The sequence below is a fragment of the Bhargavaea massiliensis genome, from assembly GCF_018390575.1.
Classification (GTDB): Bacteria; Bacillota; Bacilli; order Bacillales_A; family Planococcaceae; genus Bhargavaea; species Bhargavaea massiliensis.
Genome location: NZ_JAHBCJ010000014.1, coordinates 12,856 through 28,617 on the forward strand (window position 1 = coordinate 12,856; position 15,762 = coordinate 28,617).

A 15,762-nucleotide genomic window follows, 5' to 3' on the forward strand; every position below is an offset into this window, starting at 1 on the left:
GATGCAGAAGAAAGCCGCCGGAAGGGCTCTTTGCCCGGATCACTTATTCTTCTTCCTCGTCATGGAAGGCTTCCTCAAGGCGGTGCCTGAATTCTTCGGCCGCACTGTAGCCTTGCATACGGAGATACCAGTTGTTCGCAGCGGCTTCAATCAGGCCGGCAACGTCACGTCCCGGCTGCAGTTGGATCTGGATGTGCGGGATTTTGACGCCCATATATTCCTTATACTTCACATCGACTTCGAGTTCGTTGTTGAGCGCGTCTTTTTTCCACTCGATCAGTTCGATATCCAGTGCGATCCGCGTCTCTTCCTGGAAAGACGTCCTTCCGTACATCCGGACCACATTCAGCAGGCCGACGCTCCGGAGCGCAAGGAATTCCTTGTTGCTGCCATCATGCGTGCCGAGAAGCGTCTGCGGGCTGAGCTTCCTCAATACGACAATGTCATCGCTCACGAGCCGGTGCCCGCGGCCGATCAGCGTATGCGCTGTTTCACTTTTTCCGACGCCGGATTTCCCCCGCAGAAGAACGCCGATGCCGGATACGTTCACACAGACCCCGTGGATCGCGATTTCCTCCGCCAGCTGATTCAGCAGAAACCGGTTCAGCTTCTGAACAAAATCGGTCATCGAATCGGGCGTCCTCAGCACCGGAATATGCGCTTCTCCACAGTGCAGCAGCAGTCCATCCGGCTCTTGCTGGTTGGATGTGATCACGACGCACGGCGGATCATACGTCACCATGTTCCCGATCCGGTGCCTCGCCTCATCTGCATCCAATGTCCGCAGATAGCTGATCTCATTGCGGCCCAAGATCTGCACATGCCCTTTTGCGATAAAGCTGAAATGATTTAAGAACTCCAGGCCGGGGCGCCGGACCTGTGGTTTGGCAATGACCCGTCCGAGCTCCTCTTCGCCTCCCAGCACTTCGAGCGAAAAGGTTTCGGTTGCTTGTCTGACTGTTACATGTTTATTTTCCATCATTCTATTTGGATCCCGACTTCCTGTAATATGATTCGTCTTGCCTGATACGATATCCATTATACAATTTTAGAAAGCGATTGAAAGCGCAAACTATCCTTCCAGAAGCGCGCCGGTATCAACTGTCCACTTGTCGAGCGAATGGGCGTCGATTGCGTGGACGTGACCGCCGGGATCCGGGAAAACAGGGATATACACGAGTTCATAAACCGGCACGCCACCCGCAGCCTCATTTCTCGTCCTCACCGGGCGCATGCTGATATCCGAGACGAACAGCGCCTTTGCCGCCCGCATGCTGATCGGCCGCTCTCTCAAAAGATGGCTGAAATCTTTTCCGGCCGCCTCACTAATATCAAACCGGACCACCTTTGCGGTATTCCGGTCAACCTCGATTTCCACACCTTCATCTTCGACTTGGATGCCGTACTGGTGTCTGTCGAAAACAAATGTGAATGTCGGTTTGTCTTCAACATTCGAGTTGCCGTTTTCTTTTCTCAGGAGAAATCGCTGTTCTGCGCCGGGGAACTTCCTAAACAATGTTTTGATTGCCGTATCGAGCGCAATTCTGTAATCAGCACAGGAACGGCTTTCCGCTTCAAGTGTTCCCTTGCCGAGCGGCTCATGGTCCGGCGGCCGGATACCCAGGTCCTCCGCAAGCGAGATGACCGTGCCATCCATTTTGACTTCGTCCGGTGAACCGGTGAGGAAGTCATAGATGAGGTGGAATTCATCATCGCCGTCAACATAAATTTCCGAATCGTATAAGCTGATCTTCAGCTCCGCTGAGAGGTTGGCCATGTACAGATCGAGAGCTGCCTCCGAACTGATCGTTTTTTGCTCGTCGATTAATACGAGCGGACCGAGATAGCTGACCAGTTCATACAAAATCCCGTCTTTCTGAAAGGCGAGGCTGACACCCGAGTTCGGGAGTTCCAGACCATCTTCGTCCACTCTGACAAAATCGATTGTATACACATTTTCCAGATCGACGACCGATGAGAACTGGAGGCCTTCCGCAACCGACCCGAATACTTCAGCGATGAACTGACCGGCACGATCCCGTATTCCGGGAGGAGACAGGACGACAACCGGAGTCCGCTCTTCCGCATGGATGTTCTGGAAATACCGGATATCTCCCCTGCTGTCCAAGTGAAGTTCACTAACAGGATCTCCATTTTTCCTGCTAAGCATCCAGTTCCCCGGCGAGCATTCCGTTTCCTGCGCTTCAACATCTTCTATATTCAGCCCGTCCAAATACGGAAGGAACTTTTCAAACCATTTCATGACACTGTCCATCGACCGACCCTCCAATTAAAGCAGTATTCTATATGGTATTACCCAAATTCACCGGCCAATGAGCAATCTTCATAAAGAAACGCCCCGGACATGCGTAAAGTTGCATGCCGGGGCGATGTTCCGGTTTTCTTTAAATTGATGTTCTCAGCTTAATTTTTCTTGGAGGAGTTTCTTTTTCCGCTCTTCAGCGATGGAGGCAAAGTAGCCGGTATATGCCGATTCCCCTGAATAAGTGAGACACAAGTATTCCTGCGCCCGGGTCATCGCGATGTATAGAAGGGATGCTTCCCGCTCCTCATCCTTCTCCAGCGGGAACGGCAGCATATCCAAGTGAACGATAAAGACGGCACGGAAGTCCAGCCCCTTGCTGCTGTCGATTGTACTGATTGTGACCGATTCGGCGTTGCGGTCATAATTTCGCTTGGATTCCGGTGTTTCGGTCAGCCAATAATAAGGAAGCCCTTCCTTCTTGAGCGCTTTTTGCAGCACTTCCACATAATCATGGCCGTTCCATCTCCGGACCCGGTAGAGGACCAGCATGCCGGAAAGCGGAACACTGCGCTGCTCATGAAGAAGCCGGATCTGCTTGGCGACGTAAGCCGCCTCTTCTAAAAAGTCCTTTTTCCGGACAATGCCCGGCTCGTAGCCTTTCCGATTTGTACTCTGAGGGGCTATGATTTCTCCTTCGAATTCTTTTGTGACCACTTTATTTTGCAATGTGGAATGGGCGCGGTAAAAATCCCAGGCAAACGCAACAATCTGCGCAGTGTTACGGTAATTGATATTCAGCACCTTTGAGCGGCCGCGGAAATCCAGCCCCGTGTCCTGAATATAGGAGCGTTTACGCTTGTAGATCGACTGCGCCCGGTCTTCCACCAGAAGCAGCGACTTGGTTTCCGGATTGAGCAGGCTGCTGACCAATTTGAACCACTCCGGTTCAAAATCCTGGCCCTCGTCAATGAGAATCGCGTCGTAGGAGGGAAGCACAGCTTCTCCCTGCTCCAGCTTCGCTAAGTAGAATGGCAATTTCTTTTCGCTGATTTTCAGGTCATTCCTGAGCCAAGCATGGAAATTGCGGACGATGATATTCCCTGTTCCGGTCGTTTTCCGATTCTGTCCCGAAGCAAAATCAAAATCAAACAGGCTGTCCGGCTCGTTCATCATCCTTCTGACCAGCGATTCGATGGAACGGGCAAGCGAGATGTTGTAGCAAAGGATGAGAATCTTCCAATCCGGACGCTCTTTTGACAGGAGTTTGGCACGGCTTGCCAATATGAGCGTTTTCCCGCTGCCCGCCACTCCGCGGATGAGCCGATTTTTGTCGCCCAGCTGTTTCGCCAGATTTTCCTGATGCAGATCCATCGCCTTCAAATCACGCAGCGAGAGCAGCAACTGATCCTGATAAGGGACCGGTTCCCGGAATTCCGCACTGATCCGCACTTCCGGGAACAAATGATACCGGATAGCGTCAATCTCCTCCCGCCCCAACGGTTCACGGAGCGGAAATGTCATCGAAGACAGGCCGCAGATCTTTTCGATGAATTGCTCCTCGGAAAACCCTTCATGATCCGGGTCAATGGCATCTCTCGTGAATGTCCTCTCCGGATCCAGGACGGTATAGAGATGATCCTGCACCATATCCTTTTCATGCAGCCTTGTGAATACTGTGCCGTATCCGCAAGGGAACTTTAAACGGAACTGGTACTTTCCCTCAAGGTGAACAAGCGACTTGTCCTTTTCCAAGACATTTTTAATATGGAACATATATTCTTTCGCCTGCAGCGCCGGATTTTTTACGGTCGCGTGGGTGCCGCCGGACGTCAGCAACGTCCACTCATCCTTATTCAGGTGATAGAGCGTGTTTCGTGTGTAGTCTTTTACTTCGAGTACAGCCATCCCGAACTCAGGACTGATCAGCACAAAGTCGGGTCGGCGGCCATGGATTTCCGGTTCATAATAAACGATGACATCGTCTGGAAGAACTTGCTTCATCGTACGGAAAAGCAGACGCTCGCCTGCAGTAGCCGATGAGCGGATTGTTTCCGGGATCATATACGCCAAATGGATCCCTCCAATTAATAGTTAAGTACATTTATTGTAAGGAATCCGACAAGATTTGGCAATATCCGGAACAACTATTCATTCCATGGAAAAAGCACCATCCCAATTTATGGAATGGTGCTTTCGGCGACTTATATAAATAACGCAATTATTCTCCCACGTCTTCCCCGGCTGCAGCGCGCAGTACTTTGACTTTGCCTGCCAAGCGGCGTTCATAGGTGGACAGTGACTGGCGCTTGATCGCTTCGAAATCTTGTTCGCTGATAAGCTGGTAATTCCGGTTCAGCTCCGCGGCATTTTCCCAGGCCGTTTTTTCGGCGAGCAGGTTCCGTTCTTCTTCAAGAATGACTTTTGCCCGATATTCAGCATTCCGCTCCAAGACTTTTTGGGGCGTCGTCGCTTTCATCTGATAAACTTCACGTGAAAGTGATAGCCCCGCAATGAGTGCCCTGCGGTCCAGCGCATGGCCGAGTTCATGCATCGTGATCGCGGCCACATATGTTTCAAGAGAAACCGGGTGCTCCTGCTCAGCGACTGCCTCAGGAATCCGGTCGGAATCATACGTGATATAGTCATGGATAAAGTGATAGGTCATGTTGATGCCGTTCTTCTCCAAACGGACTTCACGCGTTACTCCGACACGGATCATCGTCTCACGGATGATCGTCTCTATTTGATGTCGTTTCACTATTCATTTCCCCATTTTTAGAATTTCTTTTTGTTTAGTTTAACATTATTTCGATATAAAGTCTTTTACAAAAGACCAAGGAAGAACTGGCTTTCAATTTAGGAGCATAAGAAAATTGTATCTTGTTGAAAATAGCGTTGTTTCAAGACGTTCAATACGCTGCAAACCAACGTGCATTCTGTTGTTATAGTATATGACAATCGAATTAAATATATTACAAATATTACGGTTCTTCTTCTATAGTTTAGAAGCACCAGAAGCGGAAATACAGAGGGTGAGGCTGCGATAGCTTCTTTCCAATAACAAAAATTTGAGGAGGAATGCAACATGGCAGACAACAACAACAAAAACAACAACAAGATGTCGGTAGAGGAAGCAGGCCGCATGGGCGGCGAAGCAACTTCCCGCAATCACGACCGTGACTTCTATGAAGAAATCGGACGTAAGGGCGGAGAATCAACTGCAGAAAACCATGGCAGCGAGTTCTACGAAGAAATCGGGCAAAAAGGCGGAGAAGCCACGGCAGAAAGCCACGACAGCGACTTCTACGCTGAAATCGGCAAAAAAGGCGGAGAAGCCACTTCCGAAAATCACGACCGGGAGTTCTATGAAGAAATCGGCGAAAAAGGCGGCAATGCCCGCAACAATAATAACAACAATAACAACAACTGATTCAGCACTACCCTACCAGACGCGATTCTATTTAAAGGAGGATTCACATGGCTAAAAACGATAAAAACAACAACAATGGCAAAATGACAGTTGAAGAAGCAGGCCGCAAAGGTGGAGAAGCGACTGCGGAAAACCATGGCCAGGAGTTCTACGAAGAAATCGGACGTAAAGGCGGGGAAGCCACTTCCAAGAACCATGACCGCAGCTTCTACGAAGAAATCGGCGAAAAAGGCGGCAATGCCCGCAACAACAATAACGACAATAATAACAATTAATGAACGCTATTGTCAAAAACACGGTTGAGGGTCCTTCCTCTCCGTGTTTTTGTTTTGATTTTTTTGTGAAGAAAAACCGGAGAGCAGAATTCCACTGCTCTCCGGCCGGGTGGTCGGAAGGATAAATAATTCAAAAAGATAAAGACATGATTAATACTTGCGTTTGTCGACCACCTCGTGTGCTTCATCACAAATCTCGATCTTGCTTGGGCTATTTGCTTTTGCCAGCATGATCGCTTCCGCAATCGCTTCATCCTTATAAATAAACAGTTCTTCCAAATCCTGAGTTCCCTTGGTAATCATCCAGCGAGAAGCTTCCTTGTCCGGTGCAACACGATAGCACTGCATGAACGGTTTCCACTCCTTGTAAAATGGTCCCGGCAAAGCCGAGTTTTGAGGCTTATAAGTATTTTGTATCCTATTCACCAATTTGTCAAACTTTTTTTAGGGCTTTCGGGCATGGTTAAATTGTAGGTAAATTCGCGACCCTTTGTGAAGTTTTTCCCAAACTCTCATTACTCGTGAATAAACATCGTTCTTTGGTCGGACAGATCGCTTTTCTGTGCTTTATTCATTTAAGCTGATCCGGTCCGGTTCTCGTTTTCACGATCTTCCCATTACTGGCCTTCCCCTTCTTGGATTCGTCATTCATAAAGGTCAATTCGGCATTTAACTTAATCGTTTCGTTCTCCCGCAAGCAGAAAAAGCGGGAGTGAGTGGTTACTTCGTGTGCCACATTGCCGAAGGGAGCCATGCAATCTTGCGAATGGTTTCTGCGGCAGCCCAATCGCCGGCCGCGGACGGCGCTCCTTTAGGAGTGGATTTGCCTCGGTGAGGGCGAGTGCTTCTAACGGGAGCGCCAGTACTTTCAAATTTTCCGCGAGTGCTTCGAAACTTCGACCCAGTGATTCGAATGATAAATACCATTCTTAATAAAGGAAGGCCCCGCCTCGCCCCTACTGAAATCCGTTCAATCGAGGATGAGTGGTGACCTATGTGCTGCGAGTGATCACCCCGGGTGTGTTGTGTGGTAACTCCATCCTCAAAAGGCAGCGAATATTTCCATTTCAATTAAAAATGGACATTCAAAAAGGGGTGTCACAGAAATCAGTTTTCACTGACTTTCTGGACAGCCCCACTCATTTTTTAATCGATGTTGATATAGATCTTGCCGTCTGCCGTTTTGCGTGCTTCATTCCCGAAGTTGTCTTTGATCTTCACTTCAAGCTGCGCTCCGTTCGCCTTCATGTCGGCCGGCACCGTCCAGTATCCGACATAGTGGCCCGGCGAAGTTTCCATCATCGGAAGTTCCGTCGGGTTGGAGGAAGGCAGGTTTGTCAGTGGCATATGGATGACGTAGCTTGCCTTGAGGCCCGGTGTGCTGTCGAACTCAAACTTGAACGACTGGCCCGTTTTAAGGTGCACGTCTTCGGCAGGTGCCAGATTTTCAATGGCTGGTACTTCATAGTTCGCCTGGATTGTGACACGCTTCGTCACTTTGTTTCCAGCTGTATCCTGCGCCACTACACGGATCACGTTTTCCCCGTTGTCGAGGAGAATCCGCTTGGAGTATTTTCCGTCGCGGACATCCGCTTTCTGGCCATTGACTTTCACCCAGTCCAGATTCGGATCGGTAACGGTTCCTTGTACAGTGACCGTTTCTTTGTTCGTCTTATCCCCGTCTGCCGGGCTGTCGATCGTGATTTCCGGCTTGGCCGTATCAAGCGTGATGGTGACCGGGGCAGATTTGCCGGTCTCACGTCCGTCAAGAAGGGATGTGGCTGTGAAAGTATTGTCCCCTTCAGCCAATGTCGCATCAAACGAGAACTTGCCGTCAGCGCCGACTGTCGCTGTGCCGACTTCCTCGCCATTGTTGTCGAGGCGGATATCGGTTGTAGCCGAAGCGGTCCCCTCAATGGTGATGCTTGCCTCGTTTGTCAGCAGGCCGTCCTTGTGGCTCGTGATGGCCGGAGTCGTCACTTCATAATCCACACGCGCGCGAATCATGTAGTTGCCCTCTACAGCCGGAGCGGGAGACCATGCGCCGCCGACAAACTGGTAGCTGCGTTTGGCATTCGGTCCGTCTTCATCCGTAGCGAGTCCCGGAGTGTTCGGGTTGGCGCGAGATTGGATGTAAACCATATAGAAATCTTTTCCGACACTGATGCCGTGCTCCTTCAGGTCCACAACCGTCCATTCGCCATTGCGGAGAGCCGTCGCTTCGAACGGTCCGGCAAGTTTCTTGCCAGGAGCCCCGTCAGCGCCTGATGCATCCCAGACTTCAACTGCAAAGTCTGTTCCGCCCGGTACCGGCCAGGAAGTATCCCAGAATCGGAAGACACCTGCGGAGACGATGCCTTGCTCTTCCCCGTCAGGAAGGGTCATCTTGACTGCCCAGCCGTTTCCGGCATCGTAGAATGCACGGGCATTCTCTCCTGTTCCATCGTCGTATCCGATTTCACCGCCAGGTACCGTGTAGAACGGCTCGAGTGCAATGTCTTGAACAGCCGGCTCGCTGCCGACAGTGACTGTCACTTCAGTGCCGTGATAGCCGGAAGCGACAATCTTCAAGGTGTAATCGCCTTCGTAGGCTTCGATCTGGTAGCGGCCATCTGCATCGGTCGTAACCGGGGCGATGTTCGCATCTTCTACTAGGATGACAGTAGCGCCTTCAACCGGCGAACCGTCCGCGGAATCCGTGATGGTACCGGAGACTGTGTTCATCGGAATTTCTTCGAGGACGAAGTTGGCAGTTGCCGTTTCGTCTGCACCGACAGATACGCTCTGATTCTCAGAACGGTATCCGTATGATTCAGCTACCAGCGTATAATCGCCCGCTGCCGTGCGCATTGAATACGTACCGTCTGCCGGGTCGGTGTAAACAGAAGAACCGGTTTCAAGCACACTCACCTGGGCATTCAGCGGAAGCAGCATCGGTGCCGGCTTCTGACCGTCTTCTACAGGTTTTACTTCATTTTTCGGCATGACCGGCTTGATCGTCGTCGGATCGATCGGATCGCCTTTTTTCAGCGCCTCATTTTCCTTTTTGATCAAGCCAAGCTGATTGCCGTTGTTGCCGGCTTTGTTCTTGCCCTTTGCTTTGCCATTGTTCCCTTTTACAGCTGCGGATGTGGACTCGGATGTTTCCGAAAGGGCGACATCGTCGAGGTACCATCCGTCACGTGTCACGCTGCCGTCCGAGTAGGCGTTGAAGCCGATATAGACGCGCTGTCCGGCATACTCGGAAAGGTCCACTTCAACATCCGTCCAGCCGTCGGACTGACCTTGAACCATATGGAGCTGTGTCCAGTTCTCATAATCCGTGGAAATGACCACATGGCCGTAGTCCCATGCGCGTCCCGTGGATGTGGACTGTTCAAAGTTATGCCAATGCTTGAACTGCAGGTAGCTGTTGCCTTCCGGAAGATCAACAGGAGGCATGACCAGCGTCGCATTCATGCGGTTGGCATATTGACCTGCCAGGTTAGTGGCGTAGACGTTCTCTCCGGACGCCGCATTGCCCGGACCGGAAGTTGGTACACCCTGCTCCCAGCTGTTTTCTTCACCGAACGAGACCCAGCCGGTCGCGTCCGCTTCGAAATCTGTCGAGTAGCCGGTTGTGATGCCCGGCTTGACCTCCACGGAATACTCGTCGGAAGTCACTTCGTTATTTCCGAAGTCATTGATCGTAAACGAATAGGTGAACTGCTCGCCGCCGATGTGCTCGCCCGGTACCGTGATGGCATAGGTACCGTCCGTGAAGCTGCCCGCTGTGCGGACAAGCTCTTCGGAGTGGGCATTGCCTTCTGCATCCGTGTAATTGATGACTGCAGAGCTGACCGAGATGTTATCAGTGATGTCGACAGCAAGAGTCAGGTCCATGCCGGCATATGTCTCAGCAGGTGCCGTATGGCTGAACTCAGGTGCTTCTTCATCATCGCCTTCCTTCATGACATGTCCTTCGATTGTGCCGATGCCCGACATGAGTGACGATACGGCAGCCATCGCGTCCACGAGTCCATAGCCGTAGCCGTGGTTCGGAACCGTCGGGTACTGGCTATCGGTCAGAGGAACCGCCGTGTCGGTGAGGATCTGCTCCATTTCATCGACCGTGATGTCCGCATCCACCTGTCGGAGCATCGCCGCCACTGCGGAAACTGCAGGTCCGGCCATCGAAGTTCCGTTCCATCCTCCTTCATAACCGCTTCCCGGGACCGCCGAGCGGATGTTCACGCCAGGAGCAGAGATGTCCGGCTTGATCTCGTCGTATGGGGACGGACCGCGGAGTGAGAAGCCTGCGACTTTGTTGTTGATGTCGGTCGCGCCTGTTGCGAACGATTCACGATAGTTGGCAGGCGCTGCCACTGATCCCGGACCGCCCGGGTTGAAGAGTGTCGTATTCCCCGCGGAGAACTCAGGGAAGATCTGAGCCGCGCGCCAGTTCTGGACGACTTCCAGATACCATTCATCAAGCCCCGGTCCGCCTCCCCATGAGTTGTTGACGACATCCGGTGCCATGTCAACGCGGGCATTGCCTTCGGAGTCGGTTGGCGCAAGAATCCACTGTGCCGCTGCAAGAAGGTCACTGTCCGTTCCGCCAGCCGACGTAAATGCCTTTACGGCAATCCACTTCGCGCCAGGCGCGACTCCGACCTGGTTGCTGCCGTTCGGCTCAGCACCGACCATTGTACCCGTCACGTGCGTGCCGTGGCCCTGGTCGTCATAAGGCGTCGTATTGCCGACCGTCGCATCGAACCAGTTATAGTCGTGGTTCGTTTCGCCGGTCGCCGCATTGTAGCCGCGGTACTGTTGTTTGAGTGCCGGGTGGTCCCACTGGACGCCGGTGTCGATGCTGGCGACTACCGTACCGGTGCCGTCAATACCGAGGTTCCATGCTTCAGGTGCCTTGACCCTCTCGACATTCCACTCGACGTTTGCAATTTTAGACTTTGGAGATTCCGCTTCCGGCGTCTTTGTCACAAACAACTGGCGGTTTTCATCCGGAAGAATCTTCTCCACTTCAGAGAAACCGGCCAGTTTTTCCGCCACTTCTTTGGTTGCTGTTACCGCCATCCCGTTGACGATGTGGTACGGGCGGATATTTTTTGCTTCACCGCTCTTCTCGAGCGCAGTCAGGTACTTTCTGACGTCCTCTTGCGATGTCTGCGCTGTCGCCTTCAGTTCGGAGACGACGGCTGAACGTGTCGCCAGCTTGGTCTGGTGCGAAGACAGATCGGCTTTCTCGGCTGCTTTCCTGGCGGCGGACGCCGCCTTCACCGTATCGGCTTTGTCCTTGAACTTGATGAGGAACGTGACTTTCTCATCGTCTTTGAACTCAGTGAGCAGCCGGTCGCTGAGTTTAGCCTGCGCTTCCTTGGCCGTATTGACCGCCGACACACTCGTCCGCTTTTCTGCGGATACGAGGCCCGGAGTGATGAGTGATGAGACCATCAGCACCGTGGCGGCCATGCTCAGTAGCTTCGTGGTTTTCTTCTTCGATCCCGGCATTTCGTTTCCTCCCCTTCGAATGGTGTTGCCCGGTCCTGTTCAGGCCGCCCATTCCCCGGGAAGAAAAAAGACGGCCCATGCCCCACTCCTCCTTTCCAATCGTGAGTGATCCAGTCATGATGCCGTCTTGCCTCTTTGCTGTTAGCACTACTATACAACTAAAAAACTGATATTTTTGAATTGTCACGAGGGGTTAAATGGAAATGATTCAATAGAACCGTTGACATCCGGGAGAAAAGTCACGAATTTCCACAAGATTTTTATACAGGAAATGCCAAGATTTCCTATGGTAGCGCTGAGTTAGAGATGGGCCTTTCGGATATGCATAGATGCATATTTTGCTTTAATATGGAAAATGATGATTTGGGAGGATTGCAGCGATAAAGGTTACCAGGGAATGATACCTTGAGGTCAGTCGAATGGTCAGAAAGCGCTATTCGGTCTGTTCAAAGACGGACTTAATTCCCATCCCAGCAATCGATCAACCAATAAATAAATTGGCTGATGCCAAAAAACCAAACTTTTGTAATGGAAATTCAATACATGTCTTAACGAACATACTCGTAATAGTTTTGTAATATCCGGTTTTGGAATGGGATGACGTGAATTCCGGAGTTGCGGTCGCGAATCGCGCAGCCGTCGTGAAAATAATCGGTTTACGCATGAAAAAAGGCCACCCTATTTGCATGCGAAACCGGGAAGTTTGCGCATGAAAAAGGGTGGTCCTTCAACCTCATTAATAAACACACCAGGTGCTTCGTTTAGCCCAGTTGCCTCAGCAAGTTCGCCATTTCAATGGCGGCTGTTGCGGACTCGGCGCCTTTGTTTCCTGCTTTTGTGCCAGCGCGCTCGATGGCTTGCTCGATCGTATCGGTGGTAATGACACCGAACAGGACCGGGATGCCAGTGTCGGCAGCCGCTTTTGCGACGCCTTTTGCAGCTTCATTGCATACATAGTCAAAATGTGCCGTTGCGCCGCGGATCACAGCACCGAGTGTGATGACGGCGTCATATTTGCCTGATTCGGCCAGTTTTTGTGCGGCAAGCGGGATTTCAAAAGCGCCCGGCACTTTCGCCACATCGATGTCTTCCTCGTTGACTCCGTGGCGGCGGAGGGTGTCCAGCGCGCCTTCGACCAGCCTTCCCGTGATGAATTCATTGAACCGCCCGGCGACGATTCCGATTTTAAGACCTGTTCCTACGAGATTTCCTTCCAGTACGTTAACCATTTCCATGTCCTCCTTAGACGTGGAGCAGATGCCCCAGCTTTTCCATTTTTGTATTCAGGTAGTGATGATTCTCTTGAACGGGTTCTATCTCGATCGGAAGCCGCTCCATAATGCGGATTCCGTATGTGTTGAGTCCTTCCAGCTTTCTCGGGTTATTCGTCATGAGGCGAATGTTCCAGGCGCCGAGGTCTTTCAGCATTTGAGCGGCAATGGCATAATCCCTCATGTCATCCGGGAAGCCGAGCCTTTCGTTGGCTTCGACGGTATCCAGCCCTTCTTCCTGCAGTTGATAGGCCTTCAGCTTATTGATCAGGCCGATGCCGCGGCCTTCCTGTCTCATGTAGAGCAGGACCCCTTCCCCTTCTTCCTCCATCTGGTGGAGAGCGGCATGGAGCTGAGGGCCGCAGTCGCACCTGCGGGAGCCGAACACGTCTCCGGTCATGCACTCCGAGTGGATGCGCACGGGGACAGGGTTCTCTGCCCTGATTTCCCCCTTGATCATTGCTACATGCTCCTGACCGGTCAGCCGATCCGTATAGCCGATCATCCGGAACTCTCCAAAGTCGGTTGGCATCCGGATTTCCGCTTCCCGGGTAACCAATTGGTCATGCGTTTTTCGGTATTCGGTCAGTTGCTCGATCGTGATCAGCTTGAGTCCGAACTTCTCTGCCATCACCGAGAGCTCGGGAAGGCGCGCCATGGTGCCGTCGTCATTCATAATTTCGCAAATGACACCACCCGGCGCATGACCGGCGAGCCTGGCCAAGTCAACTGCCGCTTCCGTATGGCCGGGGCGCTGCAGGACTCCGCCTGATTTTGCGATAAGCGGGAAAATGTGGCCCGGACGCCGGAAGTCCCCCGGTTCGGCATCGTGATCCATTGCGCGCCGGATCGTTTCGGCCCGCTCCCCTGCGCTGATGCCTGTTGTCGTACTGATGTGGTCGATGCTGACCGTAAAAGCCGTTCCATAAGAATCGGTATTCTCTGCAACCATCAGGGGAATTTGCAGGGCCTTCGCCTTTTCTTCAGTGATTGGCATGCAGATGAGTCCCCGGCCGTATTTCGCCATAAAGTTAACGGTTTCTGCATCTGTCAGCTCTGCTATGGAGACCAGATCCCCTTCGTTTTCACGGTCCTCGTCATCCGTTACAATCACGGGCCGGCCTGCTTTCAAGTCTTCCAGCGCTTCTTCAATCGATGAAAACATCTTTTCCTCCCCCTTCATCAGGCAAAGCCGTGTTCCTTGAGCGTGTTGAGAGACAGTCCACTCGCCCGATTGGCGGATGGCTGCAGCATCCGTTCCGCATATTTCGCAAGGACGTCGCATTCCAGATTCACCAGGTCACCATTTTTTTTCTCTCCCAGGATTGTCGCGGCCCGCGTATGTGGGACGAGCGACACAGTGATCGAATCCTGTCCGACGGCAAATACAGTCAGCGAGGTTCCGTCCAGTGCGACGGATCCTTTATGGACTAGATAGATCAAGTACTCTGCCGGAACGGCGAGTTCCATGTATATCGCGTTGCCTTCAGTCCGCATGGTACGGATTTTCGCTGTGCAGTCGACATGCCCAGAGACGATGTGCCCGCCAAGGCGCCCGTCGGCCCTAAGTGCACGTTCCAGGTTCACGCGGGTTCCGCGTTTAACTGAGGCAAGCGACGTTGCTTTCAACGTTTCCGGCATCAGGTCCGCCTTGAATGTGTCCCGGGTGAATTCCGTCACGGTCACGCATACTCCGTTGACCGCGATGCTGTCGCCGAGCCGGACATCGTCCAGAACAACGGATGCACCGATCTCAAGCGTTGCGGCATCCTGCCCGGGTGTCACCGACCGGACAGTACCTATTTCTTCAATAATTCCGGTGAACATGAGATCTTCCTTTCTTCCGCAATGCGATGAATGGCAACGTACGGCCGAACTGCAGGCAACCTTGAAGAAAAGCGGGACTGTTTCTGTCTCCGATTGGCAGGCTGGTGCCGCAGAGCGTCCGGCCGGCCAGCTCCGCATTGCGATTTTATATGGTGTTGGATGGAACCGGCATCAGCAGATCCGGATGCTCATTGACTTGAATGGGATGATTCCTCCGCGGGGCAGACGGGAGGTCAGGAGAGGGTATTTTTGAAGGTTGGTCACATTCCCGGTCAGAACAAGAAGACTTCTGAGCAGGAACTTTACTTTGCTATGCTTGTTTGATGCGGCGGCTGAGCCCGACATGGGCTGACATCCTGCCATCGGCTGAAACGGCAGAATGATTTTTTGTAAAAGGGTTACTAAGCAGCTAGAGAATTCGGACAGACGATTGTTGACAATTGTCCGCTTGCAATAAACATCTAATTTTCCGACAGGCCTGGGCCCAACGAAGCCTGGGAACGGTCCTGGGGCCGGACAGGCTCCAGTGACCAATAGCCTCAGAATCTTATGGGAATCATCAGTCAAAAACAGGGCTCCTTTCGCTTTTATCCAAATCAGCCATTGTGCCACAAGCACGCAAAAGCCCCGCATCAAAAAACGATACGGGGCAAATAAACATAGCTAAATAAACGTCGGACACAGGTGTGTTCAGACGCGGCTCCTTCTCCCATCCAGACTGTCACTGTCGGTCCCGGAGTTGCACCGGGTCCACCGTACGAATACGGGTCACGGACTGAGGGCATGTGCCCATCACCGCCGGCCGGGAATTTCACCCTGCCCCGAAGGATTGCCTATTCAAGTATACAGATATTGTTTCATAGGAAACGGAGTTGTGCAAGGGGAATTTGGAAGGATGCCGATTAGACTACTGGTGCATCAAGGCAAAATGCGGGCAGCACTCGGTGCAAATCCGGACCCCATGGTGTAATGGACGCCCCATGTGGCTATATCGGAGGCCCTACGGCAAATGGACATTCGATGTGGCAGATCCAGAGGCCATGGAGCAAACCGGTACCCCATGTGGCAATTCCCCAAGCATGCGGCAAATGGGCGCACGACAAAACCGGAAAGCATGGATGCTTTCCGGTTCAGACTGTAGACAAAGTGAGTATATTACTCCTTTGTCTGCAGTTTTTTCTTTTC

General features: G+C 52.2%; 11 protein-coding genes and 1 riboswitch. Of the genes, 2 read left to right on the forward strand and 9 right to left on the reverse strand.

Translation table 11 applies throughout. From position 1 onward, the window contains the following. Nucleotides 1–43: 43 nt before the first annotated feature. The 4 genes from hprK to KHA84_RS14975 form a co-directional block, all read right to left on the reverse strand. Nucleotides 44–982, reverse strand: coding sequence for an HPr(Ser) kinase/phosphatase (gene hprK, locus KHA84_RS14960; RefSeq protein WP_213424319.1), 939 nt, complete (start codon nucleotides 980–982; stop codon nucleotides 44–46). 90 nt (nucleotides 983–1,072) lie between these two features. Beyond that, the gene (locus KHA84_RS14965) at nucleotides 1,073–2,275 is read right to left on the reverse strand and encodes a hypothetical protein (protein WP_213424320.1); all 1,203 of its coding nucleotides are present in this window, start codon (nucleotides 2,273–2,275) and stop codon (nucleotides 1,073–1,075) included. Nucleotides 2,276–2,419: 144 nt separating this feature from the next. Further along, nucleotides 2,420–4,336 carry a 3'-5' exonuclease gene (locus KHA84_RS14970; protein ID WP_213424321.1) on the reverse strand — a complete coding sequence of 639 codons (1,917 nt, stop codon included), beginning with the start codon at nucleotides 4,334–4,336 and terminating at the stop codon, nucleotides 2,420–2,422. 148 nt (nucleotides 4,337–4,484) lie between these two features. Further along, nucleotides 4,485–5,024, reverse strand: coding sequence for an integrase (locus KHA84_RS14975; protein WP_213424322.1), 540 nt, complete (start codon nucleotides 5,022–5,024; stop codon nucleotides 4,485–4,487). A 327-nt stretch (nucleotides 5,025–5,351) separates the two neighbouring features. On the opposite strand from KHA84_RS14975, the gene KHA84_RS14980 reads away from it, so the two are divergent. Continuing rightward, complete coding sequence (locus KHA84_RS14980; protein WP_213424323.1) at nucleotides 5,352–5,696, forward strand: KGG domain-containing protein; 345 nt, start codon at nucleotides 5,352–5,354, stop codon at nucleotides 5,694–5,696. 47 nt (nucleotides 5,697–5,743) lie between these two features. Continuing rightward, complete coding sequence (locus tag KHA84_RS14985; RefSeq protein WP_213424324.1) at nucleotides 5,744–5,971, forward strand: KGG domain-containing protein; 228 nt, start codon at nucleotides 5,744–5,746, stop codon at nucleotides 5,969–5,971. 150 nt (nucleotides 5,972–6,121) lie between these two features. Here the strand turns inward: KHA84_RS14985 and KHA84_RS14990 are convergent, their stop codons facing one another. From KHA84_RS14990 to ribE, 5 genes are all read right to left on the reverse strand, one after another. Continuing rightward, nucleotides 6,122–6,319 (reverse strand): DUF2188 domain-containing protein, encoded by a 198-nt coding sequence (locus KHA84_RS14990; protein ID WP_272875321.1) that lies wholly within the window; start codon nucleotides 6,317–6,319, stop codon nucleotides 6,122–6,124. A gap of 798 nt (nucleotides 6,320–7,117) precedes the next feature. Next, nucleotides 7,118–11,479, reverse strand: a complete 4,362-nt coding sequence (locus tag KHA84_RS14995) for a S8 family peptidase (RefSeq protein ID WP_213424326.1) — start codon at nucleotides 11,477–11,479, stop codon at nucleotides 7,118–7,120. 761 nt (nucleotides 11,480–12,240) lie between these two features. Continuing rightward, nucleotides 12,241–12,708, reverse strand: a complete 468-nt coding sequence (ribH, locus tag KHA84_RS15000) for a 6,7-dimethyl-8-ribityllumazine synthase (protein ID WP_213424327.1) — start codon at nucleotides 12,706–12,708, stop codon at nucleotides 12,241–12,243. A 13-nt stretch (nucleotides 12,709–12,721) separates the two neighbouring features. Then, the gene (locus KHA84_RS15005) at nucleotides 12,722–13,915 is read right to left on the reverse strand and encodes a bifunctional 3,4-dihydroxy-2-butanone-4-phosphate synthase/GTP cyclohydrolase II (protein ID WP_213424328.1); all 1,194 of its coding nucleotides are present in this window, start codon (nucleotides 13,913–13,915) and stop codon (nucleotides 12,722–12,724) included. 17 nt (nucleotides 13,916–13,932) lie between these two features. Next, entirely contained in the window at nucleotides 13,933–14,577 is a 645-nt protein-coding gene (gene ribE / locus KHA84_RS15010) for a riboflavin synthase (protein WP_213424329.1), read from the reverse strand. Between the two features lie 697 nt (nucleotides 14,578–15,274). Further along, a riboswitch (FMN riboswitch) is annotated at nucleotides 15,275–15,410 on the reverse strand. Nucleotides 15,411–15,762: the final 352 nt, after the last annotated feature.